This window comes from Veillonella parvula (assembly GCF_032575955.1).
Classification (GTDB): Bacteria; Bacillota; Negativicutes; order Veillonellales; family Veillonellaceae; genus Veillonella; species Veillonella parvula_J.
The window spans coordinates 1-20875 of record NZ_JAWFXN010000012.1 but is presented as its reverse complement, the minus strand read 5'-3'; the positions used below and the strand labels follow the sequence as shown (position 1 = coordinate 20875).

32 protein-coding genes are annotated in these 20875 nt (G+C 40.7%); 30 read left to right on the top strand and 2 right to left on the bottom strand.

The window, feature by feature from the left end; all coding sequences use genetic code 11:
- The first annotated feature begins 5 nt into the window (after nt 1–5).
- The 23 genes from E7L28_RS08875 to E7L28_RS09860 all read left to right on the top strand — a co-directional run bounded on the left by E7L28_RS08875 (nt 6) and on the right by E7L28_RS09860 (nt 16526).
- Complete coding sequence (locus E7L28_RS08875) at nt 6–251, top strand: DUF6148 family protein (protein WP_316592043.1); 246 nt, start codon at nt 6–8, stop codon at nt 249–251.
- Nucleotides 252–260: 9 nt separating this feature from the next.
- The gene (locus tag E7L28_RS08870) at nt 261–1868 is read left to right on the top strand and encodes a phage portal protein (protein WP_316592042.1); all 1608 of its coding nucleotides are present in this window, start codon (nt 261–263) and stop codon (nt 1866–1868) included.
- The gene (locus E7L28_RS08865; protein ID WP_316592041.1) at nt 1861–2943 is read left to right on the top strand and encodes a head maturation protease, ClpP-related; all 1083 of its coding nucleotides are present in this window, start codon (nt 1861–1863) and stop codon (nt 2941–2943) included. Before E7L28_RS08870 ends, E7L28_RS08865 begins: the two co-directional genes overlap by 8 nt.
- Entirely contained in the window at nt 2943–3281 is a 339-nt protein-coding gene (locus E7L28_RS08860) for a head decoration protein (RefSeq protein ID WP_077708150.1), read from the top strand. Before E7L28_RS08865 ends, E7L28_RS08860 begins: the two co-directional genes overlap by 1 nt.
- A 13-nt stretch (nt 3282–3294) precedes the next feature.
- Entirely contained in the window at nt 3295–4344 is a 1050-nt protein-coding gene (locus E7L28_RS08855) for a major capsid protein (protein WP_077708151.1), read from the top strand.
- A gap of 14 nt (nt 4345–4358) precedes the next feature.
- Nucleotides 4359–4595, top strand: a complete 237-nt coding sequence (locus tag E7L28_RS08850; RefSeq protein ID WP_316711607.1) for a hypothetical protein — start codon at nt 4359–4361, stop codon at nt 4593–4595.
- Complete coding sequence (locus tag E7L28_RS08845; protein ID WP_316711606.1) at nt 4595–4948, top strand: hypothetical protein; 354 nt, start codon at nt 4595–4597, stop codon at nt 4946–4948. Before E7L28_RS08850 ends, E7L28_RS08845 begins: the two co-directional genes overlap by 1 nt.
- Nucleotides 4936–5469 carry a hypothetical protein gene (locus E7L28_RS08840; protein ID WP_077708153.1) on the top strand — a complete coding sequence of 178 codons (534 nt, stop codon included), beginning with the start codon at nt 4936–4938 and terminating at the stop codon, nt 5467–5469. Before E7L28_RS08845 ends, E7L28_RS08840 begins: the two co-directional genes overlap by 13 nt.
- Nucleotides 5469–5948, top strand: coding sequence for a hypothetical protein (locus E7L28_RS08835; protein WP_077708154.1), 480 nt, complete (start codon nt 5469–5471; stop codon nt 5946–5948). Before E7L28_RS08840 ends, E7L28_RS08835 begins: the two co-directional genes overlap by 1 nt.
- 9 nt (nt 5949–5957) lie before the next feature.
- A complete protein-coding gene (locus E7L28_RS08830) occupies nt 5958–6185 on the top strand; it encodes a hypothetical protein (protein ID WP_077708155.1) in 228 nt (75 codons plus the stop codon).
- Nucleotides 6186–7625 carry a phage tail sheath family protein gene (locus E7L28_RS08825; RefSeq protein WP_077708156.1) on the top strand — a complete coding sequence of 480 codons (1440 nt, stop codon included), beginning with the start codon at nt 6186–6188 and terminating at the stop codon, nt 7623–7625. It begins immediately after the preceding gene.
- Nucleotides 7626–7641: 16 nt separating this feature from the next.
- Nucleotides 7642–8175, top strand: a complete 534-nt coding sequence (locus tag E7L28_RS08820; RefSeq protein WP_038125816.1) for a phage major tail tube protein — start codon at nt 7642–7644, stop codon at nt 8173–8175.
- Between the two features lie 22 nt (nt 8176–8197).
- A complete protein-coding gene (locus E7L28_RS08815) occupies nt 8198–8494 on the top strand; it encodes a hypothetical protein (protein WP_077708157.1) in 297 nt (98 codons plus the stop codon).
- Nucleotides 8495–8663: 169 nt separating this feature from the next.
- Nucleotides 8664–11000, top strand: coding sequence for a phage tail protein (locus tag E7L28_RS08810; protein WP_287526554.1), 2337 nt, complete (start codon nt 8664–8666; stop codon nt 10998–11000).
- The gene (locus tag E7L28_RS08805; RefSeq protein ID WP_060924349.1) at nt 10993–11196 is read left to right on the top strand and encodes a tail protein X; all 204 of its coding nucleotides are present in this window, start codon (nt 10993–10995) and stop codon (nt 11194–11196) included. Before E7L28_RS08810 ends, E7L28_RS08805 begins: the two co-directional genes overlap by 8 nt.
- 3 nt (nt 11197–11199) lie before the next feature.
- Complete coding sequence (locus E7L28_RS08800) at nt 11200–12360, top strand: phage late control D family protein (protein WP_316711605.1); 1161 nt, start codon at nt 11200–11202, stop codon at nt 12358–12360.
- Entirely contained in the window at nt 12350–12814 is a 465-nt protein-coding gene (locus E7L28_RS08795) for a baseplate assembly protein (protein ID WP_316580094.1), read from the top strand. The genes E7L28_RS08800 and E7L28_RS08795 overlap by 11 nt, the downstream gene beginning before the upstream one ends.
- Before the next feature lie 9 nt (nt 12815–12823).
- Nucleotides 12824–13300, top strand: a complete 477-nt coding sequence (locus E7L28_RS08790) for a phage tail protein (RefSeq protein WP_278470780.1) — start codon at nt 12824–12826, stop codon at nt 13298–13300.
- Nucleotides 13301–13302: 2 nt separating this feature from the next.
- Nucleotides 13303–13614: a GPW/gp25 family protein gene (locus E7L28_RS08785; RefSeq protein ID WP_077708162.1), complete on the top strand. Its 312-nt coding sequence runs from the start codon at nt 13303–13305 to the stop codon at nt 13612–13614.
- Entirely contained in the window at nt 13611–14732 is a 1122-nt protein-coding gene (locus tag E7L28_RS08780) for a baseplate assembly protein (RefSeq protein WP_077708163.1), read from the top strand. The genes E7L28_RS08785 and E7L28_RS08780 overlap by 4 nt, the downstream gene beginning before the upstream one ends.
- On the top strand, nt 14729–15388 hold the full coding sequence (locus E7L28_RS08775) for a phage tail protein I (protein ID WP_316059515.1): 660 nt from the start codon (nt 14729–14731) through the stop codon (nt 15386–15388). The genes E7L28_RS08780 and E7L28_RS08775 overlap by 4 nt, the downstream gene beginning before the upstream one ends.
- A 9-nt stretch (nt 15389–15397) precedes the next feature.
- Nucleotides 15398–16294 carry a hypothetical protein gene (locus tag E7L28_RS08770; protein WP_316711604.1) on the top strand — a complete coding sequence of 299 codons (897 nt, stop codon included), beginning with the start codon at nt 15398–15400 and terminating at the stop codon, nt 16292–16294.
- Nucleotides 16295–16307: 13 nt separating this feature from the next.
- The gene (locus E7L28_RS09860) at nt 16308–16526 is read left to right on the top strand and encodes a gp53-like domain-containing protein (protein WP_462952870.1); all 219 of its coding nucleotides are present in this window, start codon (nt 16308–16310) and stop codon (nt 16524–16526) included.
- On the opposite strand, the gene E7L28_RS09855 is transcribed toward E7L28_RS09860, so the two are convergent.
- Together E7L28_RS09855 and E7L28_RS08765 are read right to left on the bottom strand one after the other, a co-directional pair.
- A complete protein-coding gene (locus E7L28_RS09855) occupies nt 16523–16768 on the bottom strand; it encodes a gp53-like domain-containing protein (protein WP_462889681.1) in 246 nt (81 codons plus the stop codon). The genes E7L28_RS09860 and E7L28_RS09855 overlap by 4 nt on opposite strands.
- Entirely contained in the window at nt 16759–17610 is an 852-nt protein-coding gene (locus E7L28_RS08765; protein ID WP_278470790.1) for a tyrosine-type recombinase/integrase, read from the bottom strand. The genes E7L28_RS09855 and E7L28_RS08765 overlap by 10 nt, the downstream gene beginning before the upstream one ends.
- Before the next feature lie 26 nt (nt 17611–17636).
- On the opposite strand from E7L28_RS08765, the gene E7L28_RS08760 reads away from it, so the two are divergent.
- The 7 genes from E7L28_RS08760 (at nt 17637) to E7L28_RS08730 (ending at nt 20725) form a co-directional block, all read left to right on the top strand.
- A complete protein-coding gene (locus E7L28_RS08760) occupies nt 17637–18026 on the top strand; it encodes a hypothetical protein (RefSeq protein ID WP_077708167.1) in 390 nt (129 codons plus the stop codon).
- 1 nt (nt 18027) lies between these two features.
- Nucleotides 18028–18168, top strand: a complete 141-nt coding sequence (locus tag E7L28_RS08755; RefSeq protein WP_174892239.1) for a hypothetical protein — start codon at nt 18028–18030, stop codon at nt 18166–18168.
- Between the two features lie 16 nt (nt 18169–18184).
- Nucleotides 18185–18736: a hypothetical protein gene (locus tag E7L28_RS08750; RefSeq protein ID WP_316592036.1), complete on the top strand. Its 552-nt coding sequence runs from the start codon at nt 18185–18187 to the stop codon at nt 18734–18736.
- Nucleotides 18729–19121: a hypothetical protein gene (locus E7L28_RS08745; protein WP_278470796.1), complete on the top strand. Its 393-nt coding sequence runs from the start codon at nt 18729–18731 to the stop codon at nt 19119–19121. The genes E7L28_RS08750 and E7L28_RS08745 overlap by 8 nt, the downstream gene beginning before the upstream one ends.
- Nucleotides 19122–19697 carry an N-acetylmuramoyl-L-alanine amidase gene (locus E7L28_RS08740; protein WP_195395056.1) on the top strand — a complete coding sequence of 192 codons (576 nt, stop codon included), beginning with the start codon at nt 19122–19124 and terminating at the stop codon, nt 19695–19697. It abuts the gene before it with no gap.
- A 16-nt stretch (nt 19698–19713) separates the two neighbouring features.
- Nucleotides 19714–20238: a hypothetical protein gene (locus E7L28_RS08735; RefSeq protein ID WP_229055800.1), complete on the top strand. Its 525-nt coding sequence runs from the start codon at nt 19714–19716 to the stop codon at nt 20236–20238.
- 169 nt (nt 20239–20407) lie between these two features.
- Nucleotides 20408–20725 (top strand): hypothetical protein, encoded by a 318-nt coding sequence (locus E7L28_RS08730; RefSeq protein WP_077708171.1) that lies wholly within the window; start codon nt 20408–20410, stop codon nt 20723–20725.
- Nucleotides 20726–20875 lie beyond the last annotated feature (150 nt).

The following is a 20875-nucleotide window of genomic DNA, read 5'->3' as shown; positions in this document are numbered from 1 at the left end:
GATGTATGGCAACTAGTTATTCAAATAAGCCAAGGCTAATTGACGTACGGTTAGAGTGGTACGTCAAAGCTGAGGAAGCAATATTGACTGGCCAAAGCTATACTATCGGAAATCGGACTCTTACAAGGGCAAATTTAGCAGAAGTAAGAAAAATGATTGATGATTTGGTAGCAAGAGGCGCTAAATTACCAGGTATGGATACTGATAATGGGCGTGTAAACAGGTCAAAACGGGTAGTTTTTAGAGATTAGGAGAGCAAAATGGCGAGAAAAAACAAGAAATTTAGCGCTAAAATAAGCACTCCAAGGGCTAAAAATAGCGGATATAGTGAGGGCGGGGCCTCTCATAATAACAAATCTTTGAAGGGATATAACCCTAAAAAACTAGGTTATAAGGCCGATATCGGTGCGAATTTATCAACTTTACGTGATAGATCCGCAGATTTAGCCATTAATACGCCAGTCGGTACAGCTGCAATTAATACAAGCACTACTCATACAGTTGGTGCAGGCCTTAATGTATTCCCTAAACCTAAATTTCAAATCTTAGGAATCAGTGCAGAGGATGCTAGAGCATGGGCTCGCAAGGTTCGAGCTGAGTTCGACTTATGGGCAGAATCAAAAGACTGTGATATTTACAGAAAAAACAATTTGTATGATATGCAAAGCATAGCATATCAAGGATATCTCACAGATGGTGATAGTTTTGCGGTATTTAGACGTAAACCAAGTACACCAGATATGCCATATACATTACGGCTTCAGTTAATTGAAGGGAATCGAGTAAGTAATCCACTTACCAGTTCCACCTATGTTACAGGGGACCCAACTGGCGTTGAAGCGCTTAATCCGGATAACGGAAATCGCATATTGAATGGTGTGGAAATTGATACTGACGGCGCAATTGTAGCCTACTGGGTATCCAATCAAGTCCCTGGTGAGCCAATTACAAGTTTGTTGACTGCATGGGCAAGAGTCGAAGCGTACGGAAAGCGTACTAGTATTCCGAATGTACTACAAATTAGTAACGATACTAGACCTGAGCAATATAGAGGGGTACCTTATTTAGCGCCAGTTATTGAAACGCTAAAGCAAGTGTATCGATACACAAACGCAGAGCTCACATCTGCAATTATTAAATCGTATTTTGCATTATTCTTTACTGAAGCTGTTACTAACTCAGGATCATTAAACGATATGTTGGCCGATAATGGCGTTGATGATCCAACAGAACCAGTAGTTGATGTATCAGAGTACAACTTAGGGCCTGGCACATTAAATGCCTTACCGAAAGGTGTGGATGTAAAGAGCGTGGATGCTTCCAATGCCCAGTCTACTTTTGAAGTATTTAGTACTCAACTCATCAAACAAGTAGGTGCTGCACTTAACCAGCCTTACGAAGTATTGATGAAGAACTTCAACTCCTCGTATTCTGCAAGCCGTGCAGCAATGTTGCAGGCTTGGGAAGAATATAAACTACGACGCAAGTGGTTCGCTCGTGACTTTTGCCAACCTATCTATGAGGTATGGTTAATGGAAGCAGTAGCTAATGGACGAATTGAAGCGCCGGGTTTCTTTGATGACCCATTGATTCGAAAAGCATGGTGCAATGCTGATTGGTTTGGGCCTACTATGTCAATCCTTGACCCTGTTAAGGATATGAATGGTAGTACACTTCGAGTTGAGAATGGAGTTTCCACTCGTGAACGCGAAGCTGCCGAAATGACAGGAACAGACCTTGAAGAAAATATTGCTCAACTTGCATTTGAAAAGCAACTCATGGAGAAATATGGCATGGGGCTAGCTGATGCGGTAAATCCTTCCGTTGGCTCTAAATCTGAAGCGAAAGGAGGTGAAGAGGATGAATAAATTTTGGTCTGTTAAGAATTTTGTAAATCAAGATGGTACCGGTCAATCTGAATTGATTTTGTATGGTGATATTTCTGATACCTCTTGGTGGGGTGATGAAATTACACCACGTGAATTTGCAAGTGACTTGGCTAGTTGTAATGGTAATGACTTAACAATGCGCATCAACTCTGGTGGTGGTGACGTGTTCGCAGCACAAGCTATCCACAATATGATCAAAGCCTATACTGGCAAAGTAACAGCACATATTGATGGCTTATGCGCAAGTGCTGCTACAATTATTGCCTGTGCGGCGGATAAGGTAATCATGCCAAGTAATGCTCTGTACATGATTCACAATCCATCTGTATTTCTAGGTGATAGCTTTGATGCGGACGGATTAACTAAAATGGCTAACTATTTGGCGAGTGTTAAACAGACAATCGCAAACGTTTATTTGAGCCGTAGCGACGTTTTGACATCTGAACAGGTAAATACACTTATGGATGATGAAACGTGGCTAACGGCGGACGAGGCGAAGTCCTACGGCCTGATTGATGAAGTAGATACGGCGATTACGGACAAAGCTGTTATGAATAACGGAATGGTTATCGTAAACAAAGTATCTTGCAAATACTCGGCCAAAAATGAAACCAAAATCAAACAATTTTTAACAAGTAAGGAGAAACCTATGACTGAAAACCAATTCATGGCAAGCTTAAAAGGTTTGCTCGGTATTTCTACAAATGAACCTGCAGAAAACGCAGCAGTAACAGCAGAACGCGAACGCGTTGAAGCATTAAATACGTTAAAAGGTGATAATGAAGTCATCAATCGTTTAGTTGATGTAGCTGTTAAAGAAGGTAAAACAGTAGATGAAGTAACACCTTTCATCTCTGCCGTATCTGATATTCCTGCAAGTGATAACAAAGTAGTTGACCAAATCCGACAATTAGTTATTGATCAAATGGAATCTGGTGCGGATAAAGTGGCACCTCAAGGTGCATCTACACCAGAAATCAACGATGCGGTAGCAAAAGCTAGTGCAATTGATGAAGTCGTAGCATTTGCGAATGCTAAGAAAGGCGGTAAATAATGGCATATTTCGAACAAGTAAATGGTGTCGCAGCTGATTATCTATTAGGTGGTGGCGGCGTACCGGTATTAACTCAAAATGTAAAAGTAGCAGCCGGCGATTATAAACGTGGCCAAGTTCTTGAAAACAACTCTGGTACATTCCAAAAAATCGCAAGTGGTAAGCCTGCGGGTATCGTAGTATCTGATACTACTGCAACTACTGAACACAATGTATTAACTGTATACATTTCCGGTCGCTTTAATCGTGAAGTATTGGTAGTTGACCAAGCTTACAAAATTAATGATCATGAAGCGGACTTCAAGGACGCTCACTTATTCTTAACTAGCATTAAATAGGGGGAACTATATAATGGCAATTGATTTCAAAGATACATTTTCCTTGATGCAAGCTGTGGAACGAATGAAAACTCCGGCAAGTTTCTTGCTTGATACTTTCTTCCCACAAGTTCCAGCAGTTGCAACTTCTAAAAAAATCGCAGTAGAAACTCGTAAACGTGGTCGCACATTAGCACCTTTCGTATCTCGTGGTGCATCTGGCGTTAATGTTAAACGTGCAGGATCTAAAATTGCTTTATACGAAGCACCTATGATGGGCCCTCGTACAGTTATTGACCCAGAACAACTTGATCAACGTGCATTTGCTGAAAACATTGTGTCTACAATGACACCTGCACAACGTGCCGCACAAATGCAAGCTGAAGATTTGTCTTACTTACAAGGCACAATTATTAATCGTAAAAATAAAATGGCAGCCGATTTGCTTACTACTGGTAAATGCAAAATCGAAGGCTATGCTGACGATGGTGAAACAGTTCAAGTTGATGAAATTGATTTCGAATTTGAACAAGACATTACACCTACTACTACTTGGGACCAAGCGGGTGCTGACATTTATGGCGACTTGAAAATGGCGTCCGAAAAAATTCAAGAAAACGCAGGTATCGTTCCAACTGTGTTAGTCGTTGGTAAAAACGTTGAAAAATACATTCTTGATAATGCATCCATCAACAAAATGTTAGCAATTCCTAATCGCGAAAACATGTCTATGTTCAGTTTTGCTCCTGAATACTTGTCTCCACAAGTTCGATATGTTGGCCGTATCATGTCTTTGAATATTGATGTGTACGCATACCTTGAAACATATCAAGATGATGAAGGTAAAGTAAAATCCTTTATTGGTGATGATGCAGCAGTATTAGGTGTTCCTGGCCGTGGCCGTCAACAACATGCAGCAGTAACATTGCTCAACGATGACAATCAATTTACAACATATGCAGGCATTTATGTACCTTACTACTATGCTAATAAGGCTACACAAGAATTAACATTGTCTGTATACTCCCGTTGCGTATTGATTCCTGAAACTATCGACGATTGGGCTACTATTAAGACTAAATAGGGGGTAACCTACTTATGAAAATCAGAGTATTAAAGGGTTATTTAGCACATGAAGGCGAGATGTATGGCAAAGGCGAAGTAGTCGACATCAAAAAGGAAACGGTTGCGTTGTCCTTGCTTGAATCTGATAAGTTTGAATCTGCTGAAGATGATCCTATCGAAGTACCGGAACCATTGGAAGTCGTTCCAGATGAATCAGAAGAAGAAATGGAATTACCTGAAGTTGATGCGGAAGTTACGGTGAAAAAATAATGCGATTTAGAGATTACCTAGAAAGCGATATTGACGATGTATTCCTTAATGAAGACGAATTCGCCGAAGGGCATAATATAAATGGCACAGTAGCTAAAGCGATTATCCAATCGCCAACGGCGAGGGAGTCATTCTTGTCGAATGGCTCTCACGTATCAAATGACGGATTACACGGGGTGTCTGTATTTGTGTATTGCAAATTAAAGGACATCCCTGAAATTCCATCACAGGGAAACGTATTCCGATTAGATGATGATGTGTACATCGTTCAAAGTGCAACGGAAGAAGATGGGCTCGTGTCTATCGAACTTAGAGCAGAAGCTAGAGGCGGTGTTGACGGATGGTTGAGCTAGAACTTGATAAAAGTGCAGTGAAAACAATTGAAAAAGCACTGGAAACATTAAAAGAAGATAGAGTTCGACGTGTCTGCCAAGCCGCATCTAAGCGTGCTGCAACAACCGCAAGAAAAGCAGGTACGCAAGCACTACGTAATATCTACGCCATTAAAGGTGTATCGGTCGTAAAGTCTGGTGTATCTATTAATAAATTGAATGATGGCACAGAAATGCGTGTCAAAGGTGGTTATACTAGCGCTCAAAAGTACTTTAAGATTAAATCGCTTAAACGAAAAGGTGTGTTTGTGTCTATTAAAAAAGGTACAGAAACAAAGGTACCAAATGGCTTTGTTAGTGCATCTGGTATATTCATGAAACGCCAAGGCAAGGACCGATACCCATTAAAAGGGATATATGGACCAGCCTTACCGCAAATGTTTGGTAATGAAACTGTTATGAATGCCATGCAAAAAGAAGGCATGGAAATGTATGAAAAGCGCCTATATCACGAATTAGAGCGTGCGTTAGGAGGTAACTAATGACACCATTAGATGTATCAGACGGCATTGCCGCCTATCTCATGGATGAGTTGCGCAAGCTAAATGAAACAAGTGATGTTACCACGAGCCCTATTCGAGTATGGAGCGGGTTCTTACCAAGGGTGGATAAGAATGAAGATAAGCGCAAGTTATGTCCAGCGGTAGTAGTGCATCCGTATTCTGTTAGTGATGCGGATAGTTCGACGGTAGGTATTACTGTATTGGTAACTACTTATGACGAGGCCTTAACAAAAGGTCATGTCGGACTATATCACCTCTTAGAGGTAGTGCGTGAGCGGTTACTATCTGATAATCCAGTAGCACTTAAATATGAAATTAAGGAGAATACCGTTAATACAACAATTCCTGATGATCAACCATACCCTCAATGGGTTGGATATCTTGAATTTGAAGTGTACATTCCAGTTATTCGTAGAAATCTTAACAAGATATTTACGGATAATAAAGTAATTGAATAGGAGACAACGATGAACCCTGTTGTATATGTTGGACCTTCGTTCCGCAGTAGCCGGTTAAATCAATTCATGGTATTTAGCGACGGTGCACCACTGCCGGAAGCGGAAGACCCTATTTTTATGCATTTATTCGTGCCTCTGGACGAACTCAACCAAGCAATGATTGATGTGAGAACACAAGGCACACAATTAAATGTATTCTATGTTAACGCATTGAAGAATTATAAAGGAGTGAAGTAAATGGCCTTTTATCATGGCGTCAAAACAAGTGAGCAAGCTACCTCTGTAATTGCTCCTGTCCAAACTACTGCCGGCCTTCCAATTGTGTTCGGTACTGCACCTGTACACCTTACAGAAGACCCTAGCGCAGTAATTAATAAGCCAATCATCTGTTATAGCTGGGAAGAAGCTGTTCAACAACTTGGCTATTCTGAAGATTGGACACATTTCACATTGTGTGAAGCAATGTACGCACAATTCAAATTGTATGGCGTAGCTCCAATCGTATTTGTTAACGTATTGGATCCTGCTAAACATAAGAAATCCACTACAACAACTGCTACATTGACAGAAAAGAAATGCATTGTAAAAGCTGCAGTATTGCTTAACACATTGCAAGTATCTAGTGGCGGTCAAACAGGTGTGGCCAACACAGATTACACGGCGGCATTTGATGACAAAAATCAATTAATCATCTCTGTTATCAAAGGTGGTAAGTTCGATTCCGCAAGTACATTGGACCTCACATACGATGAACTCGATGTAGAAAACTTCGATTATAAAAACGTAATCGGCGGTGTAGATAGTAATGAAAAAGCAACAGGCTTTGAATTGATTGATACAATCTATCATCATTTCGGTATTGTACCTGGTCTTATTGCTGCACCTGGATTCTCTCAACATCCTACAGTCGCTTCCGTGATGAAAGCAAAATCTCGTGTTATTAATAACTTGTTTGGTGCGACTACTTTGGTAGATATCGATACTACACAAGTTGTTAAATACACAGATGCTTACGAATGGAAGAAAGGTAATAGCTATACAGGTGAATCTGAAGTCGTATGTTGGCCGATGGTTCGCAATGGCGATTATATGTTCCATATGTCTACGCACATCATGGGCATTATTGGCAAATGTGATGCATCCAATAGCGATATTCCTACGTTATCCCCTTCCAATAAGTCTATGAATATCACAGGCTTGTGCTTAGCTAATGGTAAGGAAGTAATGCTTACGCATTCGCAAGCAAACTTATTGAACTCTCAAGGTATTATGACGGCCGTTAATATCAATGGTTGGGTATCTTGGGGTAACTATACAGGTGCATATCCTGGCACAACTGATGTTAAGGATACATTCATTTGTGTACGCCGGTTCAATGATTGGGATGACCAAACATTCATCTTAACCTATTGGCAAAAAGTGGATATGCCTATCTTGCCTCGTAATATAAAGACAATTCTTGATAGTGAAACAATCCGTCTTAACGGTCTTACTTCTCGTGGCTTTATCTTGGGCGGTCGTATTGAATTCAAAGAAGCAGAAAACCCTACAACAGATTTGTTGAATGGTATTATTCGCTTCCATAAATACCGTACACCTCCAATTCCAGCGCAAGAAATTGAAAGCATTTCTGAATACGATGTTTCCTATTTCAAAACGCTATTTCAAACAGTATAGAAAGGGGTAATTAATCATGGCATCTATCAATCAAGTGCCGGAAGTACTTAATGACTTCCGTGTATACGAAGAAGGCTCTGACAACTGTTTAGGTGTTGCCAAAGTGGAATTACCTAGTGAATCTGTAATGACTCAAACTGTAAAAGGTGTGGGCATTGCAGGTGAAGTAGAAGCGCCAGTTATTGGACACTACTCCTCTATGGAAACAAAACTTACTTGGAACACTCCAACAGAAACTACACACCGCCTTACAGGTGGTCGTGGCGTACGCTTAGAAGTACGTGGTGCTATCCAATGTTGGGATAGTGGCAAAGATAAATATGTAATCGTGCCTACACGTGCTGTTATTCGTGGCCGTGCTAAATCTAAAGAAAATGGCACATATGAATCTGGCAATACTATCGATGCAACGAACACAATCGAAACTACATACTTGAAACTCGAACAAGATGGCAAGGTAGTTCGTGAAATCGATAAATACGCCTATAAAGATTCTATTTCTGATGGCACCGACTTCCTTGGCGATGTTCGTGCTGCACTCGGTATTTAGTCTGTAGAAAGGACGATCACTAATGAGTAAACATAACACTATGAACGAAACACATGAACAAACAGGTATTGAATTAGTAAAAGCTGGTCATTCCTTACAATTTGAAGGCATCAGCGGGTACACATTAATTAAATGCGAAAAGTCCGCTAAGGGTGAAGATAAAACTATTACAGTTCCGGCATTATCCATGACGTATCAAGCACATGTAGCAGCTGCTGTATGCGGATGTAAAGTGGATGATATTTATAGTCTCCCGGCTGCCGATTTCACTAGAGTGTGCTTAGAGGTACAGAATTTTTTGCTCAATTCCGAAAAATAACAGACCTAGAACGGTATTTTACTGAGTGTGCAATTACGTGTAGTAAATACACTAGCACACCGATGGACTACTTCATTAGAGAGCTAGACGTGGATGAGTTCATAGTCCACGTTCGGCTCATTAGTGATAGTATCGAGCGCGAGAATAAAACAATGAAAGGGAGAAAATAATGGCCAATAAAGTCTTAGAAATGGCGATTGCCATTAAAGGTAAACTCGATGGCGGGTTATCTTCCTCCGTATCAAAAGCATCTCAGGAACTCAATAAATTATCTAATGTAATCAAAGATCAACAGGCGCAATATAGAAAACTACAAGCTATATCGCAAAAGACTGGTAATGTTAGCGATAGGAACGCAGCAATTGCAGCTGAGCAAAAGCTGAATTCTATGTTACAACGGCAAGCCCGGTTACGGTCTAATATCGCAAGTCAGACGGCGCATCAAAATGCAATCAGTAAAATGGGTGGTGCAAGTCCTTTAGCAGGTGCTGCATCAGCTGCGCAAGGTGCTAGTGCTGCGGTAAGTGGTATTACAGGAAAGCTTGCAAGTTTCGCTATGGTTGCCGCCGGTGGGTTTGGTATTGGTGCCATTATAGATAATGTAGTAAATGCTGGCGAAGCACTTTATCAATTGTCTAATAAATTACATATGACAACCGCTGAAACGGCACAATTTAAGAAGATTATGACATTAAGTGGTGTTGATGTAGAAGCGGCCGCAAAGTCTTTCGCTAAAATGGATAAGACTTTGGCTGGTGGCGGTAAAAGTGCTGAAGCTTTGCAAGGATATCTCAGTCAATTTGGTGTATCCTTAACCGATGCCAATGGCAAGTTATTGCCTATGAATCAACAGTTGGATGCAATGGCTAAAGGTTACCAAAATGCGGTAGCACAAGGCCGGGGACAAGAATTCATGCTTGAAACGCTAGGTGCAAAAGGCATGGAGCTTACTAAAGTATTTGAGAACTATGCAGATGCACAAGCGGCCGCATCACAAATCAAAGGCGTCGGAATAGATCCTAAATCACTCCATGAAATATGGCTACAAATGAACATCTTGAAAGCGGAAGCTACGCAAGTTGCATTAGGGTTGGCACAAGCCTTTATACCGATTGCTCAGCAAATATTACCGGCACTAATACCGGTATTGCAAGCTGTTGTAACCTTCATGAAGGATAATAAGGAAGCTATTGCCGCCGTAGTCACTAATGGATTGAAATTAGCCTTACTGTATGGTACGGCTACAAAACTAGCATCAGGTATTACTACAATTACCACGGCATTTAAAGGTGTAGAAACGGCAACGGGTGCATTTAAAGCAGCGGGTGCATTAATAGGTGGTCCATGGGTAATCGCTATCATGGCGATTATTGCGGTGATATACCTATTAGTAACTAATTGGGATACTATCTGTGCCACGTTAACATCTGTTTGGGATAGTGTATGTTCTGGATTGAGTTCAATATGGGATAGCGTATGTTCTGCTTTAAGTTCCGCATGGAGTGCCATTATATCCGGTATTATGGCTGTAATTAATGGGTTCTTATCATTAGGCCTTAGCGCATTTAATGCATTGAAAGCGGCAATAATTGCTTATGTAAATCTATGGTTAAACCTACCAACATATATTGGTATGGCCGTAGGATTCATAATAGGCATTATTTTGCGATTACCAGAGATAGCGGTACAAGTTGGTACTGCTGTTATATCTGCCGTTGTATCATTCGCTACTGAATGTTATAACTTCGCAGTTACTACATTTAGTGCTATGGTCGATGATATCTACAACTTCTTAATTAACTTACCTATGTACATGATCACTTTGGGCGCTGAGTTTGTAGCGGCGGTTATTTCGTTTGCCTCTGAGGCATATGCTACGGCCACATCATGGATTAGTAGTTTGGTTAACGATGTTATTAATTTCATCATGAATTTACCTAGTGCATGTGCTGATGCGGGAGCCAGTTTCGTAGCTGCCGCAGGCCAATGGGCAAGTGATGCCTATAATGCGGTATTAGACTGGATTAAACAAATTCCTAGTGCTGTATCTAATGCAATTTCAGGCGCATGGGATAGCATTAAGGCTCAATTTAATGGTGGCTTTACTGTAGGTGTTCAAGCTGCAGGCGGTAATGCGTATGCTAATGGTGGTGTGATTACATCTCCGGAAGTCGCATTGATTGGTGAAGCTGGATATCCTGAAGTAATTGTACCTATTGATGGTAGTGATAATGCTATGAACCTATGGCAAACGGCCGGACGAATGTTAGGTGTGGGTGGTGCGCAGTCAGCTATAGTGCCTACTGTATCATTAGCACCTAGCGTACCTGTGACATCCTCATCTAGTAATAGTGGGGCGCCTGTACAGATTACATTTGCACCAGTTATTAATGCTGGTAATGGTTCAACTGATGATATTATGTCGGCATTGGACGCTAAAATGCGTGAATTTGAACAAATGATGCGTAGCTATACCGCCGGACAACGGAGGTTAAGTTATGACTAGTTATACAACAATACAAGGGGATATGTGGGATTTAATCGCTTATAAGGTGTATGGCAACGAACGATACATTAATCTATTGTTAGAAGCAAACCAAAAACATCGTAATACGGCGATATTTTCCGCAGGTGTTGTGTTAACATGCCCAGATGTTCCTGCTGATTCCTTACCTGAATTCTTACCACCATGGAGGCGATAGTATATGAGCTTACAAAAGAGCCTAGCTAAGGTCCAAAAATGGAAGAAAGATTTAACACCACAAGCGAAACTAGCACGGCGGGCATGGTGTACGATTGGTTACCAACATTGGGGGAGTAAGGAGTCAAAGGACATCACCGACGATATTAGTAAATACCTTCTTGATGTAACTTTCACAGATAACCTTTCAGGAACTGTAGATGACTTGGCTATTTCATTAGAGGATAGGGGCCGTCTATGGGTCGGCGATTGGTACCCTGTGAAAGGGTCATTACTAGAAGTGGCAATTAATACCGTAGCATGGGAGAAATTAGGGGATGAACAATTTACGTTGCCAATCGGTAAATTTGAAATTGATGAATTCGAGGGCAGTAGCCTTCCTGATGTAGTTAAAATCAAAGGTGTCGCTATTATCGGTAGTACTGACTTGCGGGAGAAAAAGAAAGACAAATCGTGGAAAACTACAACGCTTAAAGCGATTGCTACAGAGAAAGCAAAAGATAATAAATTAAAGCTAGTATGGGATGCGGATTTTGACCCACCGTTAAAAGATGCATCACAAAGTGCTGAATCAGACCTCGCATTCTTGCAGAAACTATGCAATGATGCGGGGTTTTCTCTTAAGGTATCCACTGAACAGTTGATTATATTCGATGATTACAAATACGAAAACGTGAAGCCTAAAGTTATAATTCGTAGACCAGGTGGCCAATATCAACCTGTACAGACGAAGGAAGGCGAGCAACCGCCTTTGATTATTACTAGAGCCTTATCTTATTCGTACAAAAGTAAAACTCGTGAAGTATATCGAGCATGCCATGTGAAATATACAGATAAGGATAAGAAATCCGTTATCGAGGATACATTCGAAGATCCTGACCGTAAGGGTCACACGTACCTTGCTGTATTAGAGGTTAATGAACAGGTTAAAGATAAGGCTGAGGCAAAGAGATTGGCTAAAAAGAAGCTAAGAGAAGCCAATAAAGAAGCCGATACAATGTCTTTTAGTTTTCCTGGTAATCCTCTTATTATGGCATCGGTTACGGTTAATCTCGAAGGATTTGGGGTGTTCGATGGTAATTATTTAATTACTAAAGCAACGCATACATTAGGGGCCAATTATTCAACGTCGATTGATGTAAGGAGGTGTTTAAATGGCTACTGACATATTATCCACATTAGCGGATATGATATTTATTGGAAATGTTTCAAGTACAATTCCTGAAGAAGGTAAAGCCGTTGTTACACGCCTAGATAGAGAAGGTGTTGTAACGGCGCCATTATCTGTCATTAATCGAGGTGCAGCACATGATAAGGACTATTGGATGCCGGCTATTGATGACCAGGTATTGTGCATTATGTTGCCTAATCGGTCCGGACGTGGGTTTTCCGATGGATTCATTATTGGCACATTCTTTAGTAGTGCGGATCCGACTCCAGGCGGTGCGGATAATAATAAACGTGTGCTTACTGTTCCTGGAGATATGACTCTTAATGTTGGAGGTACTTTATCAATTAATTCAAGCGGTGGGGATGTAGTGGTCAATGGTATTTCCTTAGTTCATCATGTGCATGGCGGTGTAGTGTCTGGTGGTTCTACAACATCAGGACCAGAATAGGAGGTATAGATGTATATCGGTTATTTGGCGGATATAGTATTTTATACCGCATTAGATAATGTTCTTACTGTATCGGATGTAACGCGTTCAGGTAGTGCTCGATGGGAAAAGCACAATTTGATGTTAGAAAAGCCTGTCAAACAATTTAGCGGACCTGATGTGGAACAAATTACATGTAAGATTCTTATTTCTGCATCACTTGGACAATCTCCAGATAGTACTGTTAAGAAATTGCGAAATTATCGCGATACGGGGGCTGTATTACCGTTTATTATCGGTGGTAAACCTGTTAGTCAAAACTACTTTGTCATCATGTCTATGAGCGAGGATAGCTTATTCACGGATGCATACGGTAAGACTCAATCTATTGAGGTTTCTCTAACTCTTGAGGAATATTCGGATAATAATACAGTAGAAGAAAAGTCCATGCTAAATCAATATGGTCAGAAGTTCAATAAAGTTAATACGATATTGAGGAGGTTCTAGCCATGTCAGCAACGTATGAAATTAAACCAGTAACTGACAATAGGATATCGCTAGCACCTGAAAGTGAAGTCGCTGAGATTTTGCAGAATGTGCAAACGATTATTTCTACTGTTCGTGGTAGCGTGCCACTAGATAGGGAGTTTGGTATTGATGGTCGCATTATTGATATGCCTATCCATCAGGCGCAAGCTCATCTATCTAACGACATATTCCAACAAATTAAACGGTATGAACCACGTGCCAAAATTAGTGATATATCATTTACCGCCACACAAAATGGGGCGTTGATTCCGAAAGTGATGGTGACTGTATGAGATTATCTGATTTACCTAATGTTGAGTTTTTTAACACAGATAAAGAACACGTTCAACAGAAGGTATTTGATATTTACACAACAATAACAGGGCGAACCTTGGGAGAGGGCGATCCTGTTACTTTATTTTTAAATGTAATTTCGGAAATTATTATCCGATTATTGAACGATGCAAATTATGCAGCTAAACAAAATCTATTAGCCTATGCAGAAGGCGATAACTTGGACCATGTTGGAGCTGTTCCTGCTGCTGTTGAGCGATTAAAGGCAACGAAAGCGACTACAACAATTCAAGCAACATTGTCAGCAGTGCGCACGAACTCTGTCATTATTCCAAAGTGGACTAGAATATCAACTGGAAGTGGCGAATATTTTGCTACTGTTGAGGATTTGGTTATTCTACCAGGTCAACTTAATGGATCCGTAAAAGCAGAAGCACAAATTGCCGGGGCGCGAGGCAATGGGTTTAAGCCGGGCGAGATAAGTACAATTATTGATCCTATAGCTTATGTGGATACGATGCGTAATATAACTCTATCTGAAGGTGGTTCTGATACAGAGGACGACGAATCGTATCGCGAACGTATTCATGAGGCTCCAGAATCGTTCTCTGTGGCAGGCCCTGAAGGGGCGTATGAGTATTTTACAAAGTCCGCGTCGCACCTTGTGGCAGATGTAGGCGTATCTTCTCCACGTCCAGGTGAGGTTAATATTTATCCCTTATTAGCAGGAGGAGGACTTCCTGGGCAAGAATTGCTCACGACTATTACGGATTATTTATCTGATAAGAAACGTAGGCCTCTGACTGATAAGCTAACTGTATTAGCACCTACTACTACGCAATATAATATCGACGCTAAGTATTACATTGAAAAAGGCGCCGATGCAACGGTGGTAAAAGCTAAGGCAGATAAAGCAGTTAATGACTATGTTATATGGCAAAAGTCAAAATTGGGCCGTGATATAGTACCCAGTCGATTGGTTCAAATGCTCATGGATGTATCCGGAATTAAACGCGTTGAAGTAACGGCACCTATATTTACCCCGATTGCAGAACAAAGCGGCGTGGCAGTAGCCAATACAATCGCTGTAGCGCTCGCAGGAAGTGAGGAAGAATGATACTTGATAGCAAGTATACTAGTGCGGAGCATCTTCCGTCCTCAATCGATAGGGAACCAGTTAAGTCCCTTGCTAAAACGTGGGATGATATGCTGGCCGAATTTATGAATACGAATACTCTGCTATTATGGTCGTCTATTGATACTGAACCAGAGAGTGTAATTGATCATTTAGCGTATCAATTACACGTGGATGACTATGATAGTGGGTTACCGATAGAGACTAAACGTGAAATGGTGAAGAACTCAATTGATATTCACCGCCATAAGGGCACGCCGTATGCTGTTGAAAAGGCCGTACAGACTATATATTCTGATTCAAAAATCGAAGAATGGTTCGAATATGGCGGAAAACCGTACTATTTTAAGGTTACGCTAATCACGGCACCGTTAAGAGGTAAAGCAGATATAGCTAAGCTTGTACGCGCTATTAATGCTGCTAAAAATGTACGGTCCTGGTTAGATGGTGTTGAATTTATTCGCAAAATAAAAGAAAATTTGTACTTTACAGGTTGGTGCGAAGTATCTAAAAAAGTAAACATCAGATGCGATTTTACCAGAGCATGGCATATAAATTTAAATGCGCATATGACGTCTTATGCGATTGAGAATAAAAAAACAAAGATTAATGTAATACTCGATAATAGTATTAGATAGGAGGAATATATGGCAGAATGGTCAAATGCAATTATGACTGATGTCGGTAATGCACTTCAAGCAAAAGTAAATGCAGGGCAAACCAAATTAACCTTTACTAAAATAAAGGTGGGGAGTGGTGTTAATGCAACAAATCCATTAGCGCTAACAGATGTAATCTCCTCTAAATGGGAGACTACTAATATTATTGTTAAACGTGAAGGAAAGATAGTAAGTGTTGATACATTTATTACAAATAGCGGCATAACAGAAGCCTTTCGAATGTCGGAAATTGGGCTATTTGCAAATGATCCCGATAAAGGCGAAATACTATATGCATACTTAACGGATCCAGAACCTGATAGAATGCCGGCAGAAGGGGGTGCAGTTGTTGTATCTCAAGAGCTAACTATCGGAATGATGTTTAGTAACACTGGCAATGTATCACTCACAGTTAATATGGGGGCGCTAGTTAATCAGGAACAACTTAAAGAGCATAACTCATCTACTTCATCTCACTCTCCTATAACAGACCAAATCAAAGCAATCCTTGGAAGTGCAAATTGGAAAGACACTCCTGCTAGTACACTTGTTACAATTAAAAATTTGTTGGGGCAAGGTGCTATCGTGGCATCCAAACTCGATGCTAATGCAGGATTTGTTAAGTTCGCTAATGGTTTCACTATCCAGTGGGGAATATCCTGGTTTGATTCCAATAGGTACTACAAAGATATTCCGCTACCGATTAACAGTACTGTTCTGGTATCCTTAGCCACCGACGACTCTGTCAGTGTTGCGACTTCTGGATCGGAATGCTTTATTTCGTGGAACAGTGGATTTTCTCAATCTAATAGAACCGCAATCAGATTCTTAACTAACAGAGCAGATACTGGAAGTTTTGTGTGGATAGCCGTCGGATTATCTTAATACCCAGTGGGGAATAGGCGGCCAAGATAATGTAGCTAAGACAGAGGTACGATTCCCTATCAAATTTACAACTTTATTCATGGCGAACGCTATTGACGCGTACTGGTCTGGCTCAGATACCCCTAGGTATTTTGCCAACTCCGTGACTGAGAGCGACACCACTAAGGCCGTATTTTCGGCAAGTGATAGATATGCTGCTTCTTATTACTGGTTCGCTCTAGGGAAAATTTAATTACCTATAATCAGAAACATAATCTGGTCACCAACACCTTGCTGCCCTCTATAATCACTATCCTTGTACGTCAACTGATTTCTAGATGTCGATAAAATGATTTCAGAAAATGAATAATCACCGTTATATCTTGTTGCAGAAACGGCGATAGTTTTATTACTGAACTCTATCGGATATCGCACAGTCCATGGCTTTGGTTGATTATTAGCATTAAATAATACCCACTGGGGAGTTACTTTAATAATTCTATTGTTTTACGTAATTCCCGAATGGTTTTGTGAGTGTATACCTTGGTAGTGATATCGCCTTGTTTATGACCTAACAATGCGCGTAACGTGTTAGGCGGCGCAATCGCATCAAGTAGACTTGCAAATGTGTGCCGGGTATCGTGGATAGTATGCTTGCAGTTAAGTTGTTTCATAATATCATGGAAATGCTTGCGAAATGATGTGTAGCTGATAGTGAATAGATAATTGTCTGTATCGTTGTATAATTGCTCAATTAATGGCATGATGCGGTGATGGATGGGAATGATACGCCCTTCACCAGCTTTTGTTTTAGCGTGTCTCACAATAAGGTATAATGATCGTCTATTGATATCTTGCCTACGTAAGTTAAGTAGCTCGCCGATACGGAGCCCGGTGTAGAGCAACATTAAAATCATTTGGGAATAAGAATTATCTATCGCCCATAATTTGTTGATTTGTTGGCGAGTGAATACTCTTCTTTTAATCATTGGTATATTGGGCCCTAGATTTAAGTGTGAGGCGTAATTAGTGATAGGGTAATCTTGGATGATTGCGTAATTAAATAATTGATTAAGTAACGTGCGGACTTTCTTACATGATGAGTAAGAAAGTCCTTTTACGTGCATGGAATTAATCACATTTTGAAGGTGCTGAAAATGAATATCCGTGATAGGCATATCCGCTATGTTGGATATGTGTTTAAAAGCAATATGGTAAGACTTAACGACACTCTTAGTAATAGCTTGTGAGTGAATAGGCAACCACTCGTTAAATAGTTGCCTTAATGTAATGGTATTGCGTTGTCTACGTTTTAGTATAACGGCGTAACGGCGCATAATTTCACCTCCGAAAGGATGCTACTATGAATCAATATGTATTTATTTTAAATGACAAAGGGGAGCGTATTACATCCCTGTGTGATAACACGTTGAGCCGTGATGATATTATGGCGCAAGCTGAACACGATTATCCAAATGCACAATATGTGTATTCTGCAGATGGTGACAGTATGCTAGATGAATTTATGAGCGGTAAATTGTATGTAAACGGAAAATTTATTGAGCCTGATCCGTATGTTCCTACAAAGGAAGATAAGATTAACGCTATAAAAGCTGAATATGAACCCCGCTTCAAAACGCTAGAAGAAGCGCAACGTAGATTGCTACTTATGGGAAAACCTACTAATGCAATTAGCACTCAATATATCAAGTTGAATAACGAAATGGTCGCACGAATTAAGGAGGTGCAATAATATGCCTAAATATATCGGTGATAGCAAAGTTCCTGTTATGGAATTCTGTGAGTACTGCTGGGAAGTACTCAACGATGACGGTACATGTCCAACAGAAGGATGCGTGCACAATGATTTAATGGCTTTAGATGAAGAATCATAAGGGCATGGGGGAGTGAATGGATATTCTTAATGATATTTTAATCATGCTCATCAGTGGTATATCGCATGAACATATAGTCAGTATGGGGGTAGTGATTATTTTAACCACTACATTGTTATTTGTGGACACAATACAGCGGATTGCTGCAGAAGTGTTGCGGTATAACAAAGATAATCACAGGCCTAATAATCCTGTTACACTACTAACAACATTGACCTGGTATGGATGGGGAAAAGGTAGGTATATCGATGAAACTACCGGTGAACGGCGTAGATATTTAATGAGTGAGCGCCTTAGAGGTGATCTATTAAAGAAACTATGCATACAATATCCGGCATGGATGATACTATCCATTGTATTTATTTCATTACCTGATATCCCAATACCAAACACCAATCTATTCTTAGACCATATATTCTCTTATGCATTTATGCTGATACCATTCTTCGCTGAGTGTTGGTCTATTATTGAAAACCTACGTGAAATGGTTGAAGATGACCTAATTGATATAGGAAAAATATTTCAATATACGATTGAAATCATAAAGGCATGGAGGGGTAATGGATAAGCTAGCGATTATTAACCGCATTAAGCGGTCATATAAGTCCATTCGAATAGCTGGCATACGGCCAACAGGTGTATTAGCAACGAGGGCATTGGTCCTCGTCATGCTAGTACCGATGATATTAGTCGTTGCCCAGTATGTGCTATCGACGATTAAGGGGTATGTATCCCCTGAAGCGAATCAGCTTATCGATAAGGGTATTCTTATAATTGACCATATATTCGTACCATCAGTGCTTATGACCATTGTTGGATTGTGTGGCATGTTCATCGATAAGAACCATAACGGGATTCCAGATAAGCTTGAGGAACCAAATACATTGCCTATGAACAGACCTGGCATACAACAATTAGAGGATGATATTAACCATGACGAGAGGGGGAAATAAATGTTTAGACAAATTACAATGGACGAGTTAAAAGACCTAGCGCTAGATGCCTATGGCCAAATTGAAAAGGCGTACTATCATTGGACAGGGGTAAAAGGTGGTAAGCACTTCACAGATTACCATATCAACATCGACCGAGCAGGTACAATGTGGACCGATATAGAGACCTTAACCGATTATAAGGAACACACCTATATGCGCAATAGTAACGCTGTAGGCATTGCCATTGAAGCGTGTTGGGATGCAGTCAGTGAAAATAACCTAGGTAGTGAACCACCAACAAAAGAACAGTTGGCCACTATGACACAAATTATGGCGGTGCTTACTATTAATGCAGGTGTGCCACTTGACCTACAACATCAGATGACGCACGCCGAAGCAGCAGATAATCGGGACGGCTTGGACCTCTATTATTTAGATCCGACGGGCTATCCAAATAATACGTACGGCCCAGACTCCAACGTTGACCGATGGGACCTCTTGGTGTGCCATGAGGGCGACGAACGATGGAGTGGTGGTGACTGGTTACGTGGCACCGCTCGATGGTGGGGTGCTCAGTGGGGTAGTACAATTTAGGAAGGAGTTACCATGTATGAAACTATCAAGAACAAAGTTATATCTGCGTTTACTCTTAAGCGTGTTATTTGTGGTGTGCTTAGCATTATTTCCATCTATTTCGCATGCAGCCTCATCGGAGGGTACCTCGACACAAGAGCCGACTATCAGCGTACCCGTGAGCAGTTGGAACGAACTCAAAGGGCGCTTGATGAAAGCAGAAAGCTCAATCAACAACTCCGAGAAAGCATTGCAGCAAGCCAACAGCTTAACCGCGACGCAGGGAACAGCATTAACAGAATTGAAGATTATCAACGAAGAACGGACGAAGGAATTGAACGCGCTCAAAGCAATCAACGAGAAACAGGGGCAAGAATTAACGAAAGCCTCCAATCTCTTGACAACGCAAGAAGCGAAATTGAACGAAGCCTCGACCTCATTAGAAGAATTGACAGAACAAATCAAACGCAACAAACGAACCGAACAGCGCCTTAAACGGCAACGTGACACATGGGCCGTGGTAAGCGGTGTATTTGGATTGGCAGGTGCAATTCGTCGATGACTGAGAGGTGATCCATACATCTCCTGAGCATGAGCAGGTGGACTCATGGATTGACTATATAAAAGACCTTACCAGGATATAACTTGGTAAGGTCTTTTTTTTATATTTAATTTATTGCATACAATCTAAAAATATGGTGTAATTAGGGTAATAATAGGAGGTGGGAGTAATGCTGAAAATTCTTAATTGTAATCCACATTTTATGAGGGACCCAGTGCCCGTGTCGAACTATGCTGAAGCGTGGGACGTAATATGTTCCATGCAAAGGGAATTAGGTCAAGGGATACTTGCTGTTGACAGAGAGGCTTGGGAAGTTTTGGGATTAGCTGAGCATTTCCCTGAATTTGTTTGGAAAGAAAATGTAAAGGCGGTATACATTAATAGCGATAAATCGTTACTGATTCCTGCCCCAAGGAGATATTGTAGATCTAATGTTTTGAAGCTTATCAAATTCTTTGGACTCCACTATTCTATCCGAGAAATATAAATGTATATATGACATCATTTTGACATCATATTATATAAAAATATAGTGAAATATAAATAGATACGCTAGTAATCGAGCTAGATAATTGCTGTATTTATAAGTTTTGTGTGTGAACTTTAAATGCCACGCCATCTTGAGGGGGTGGTGAGC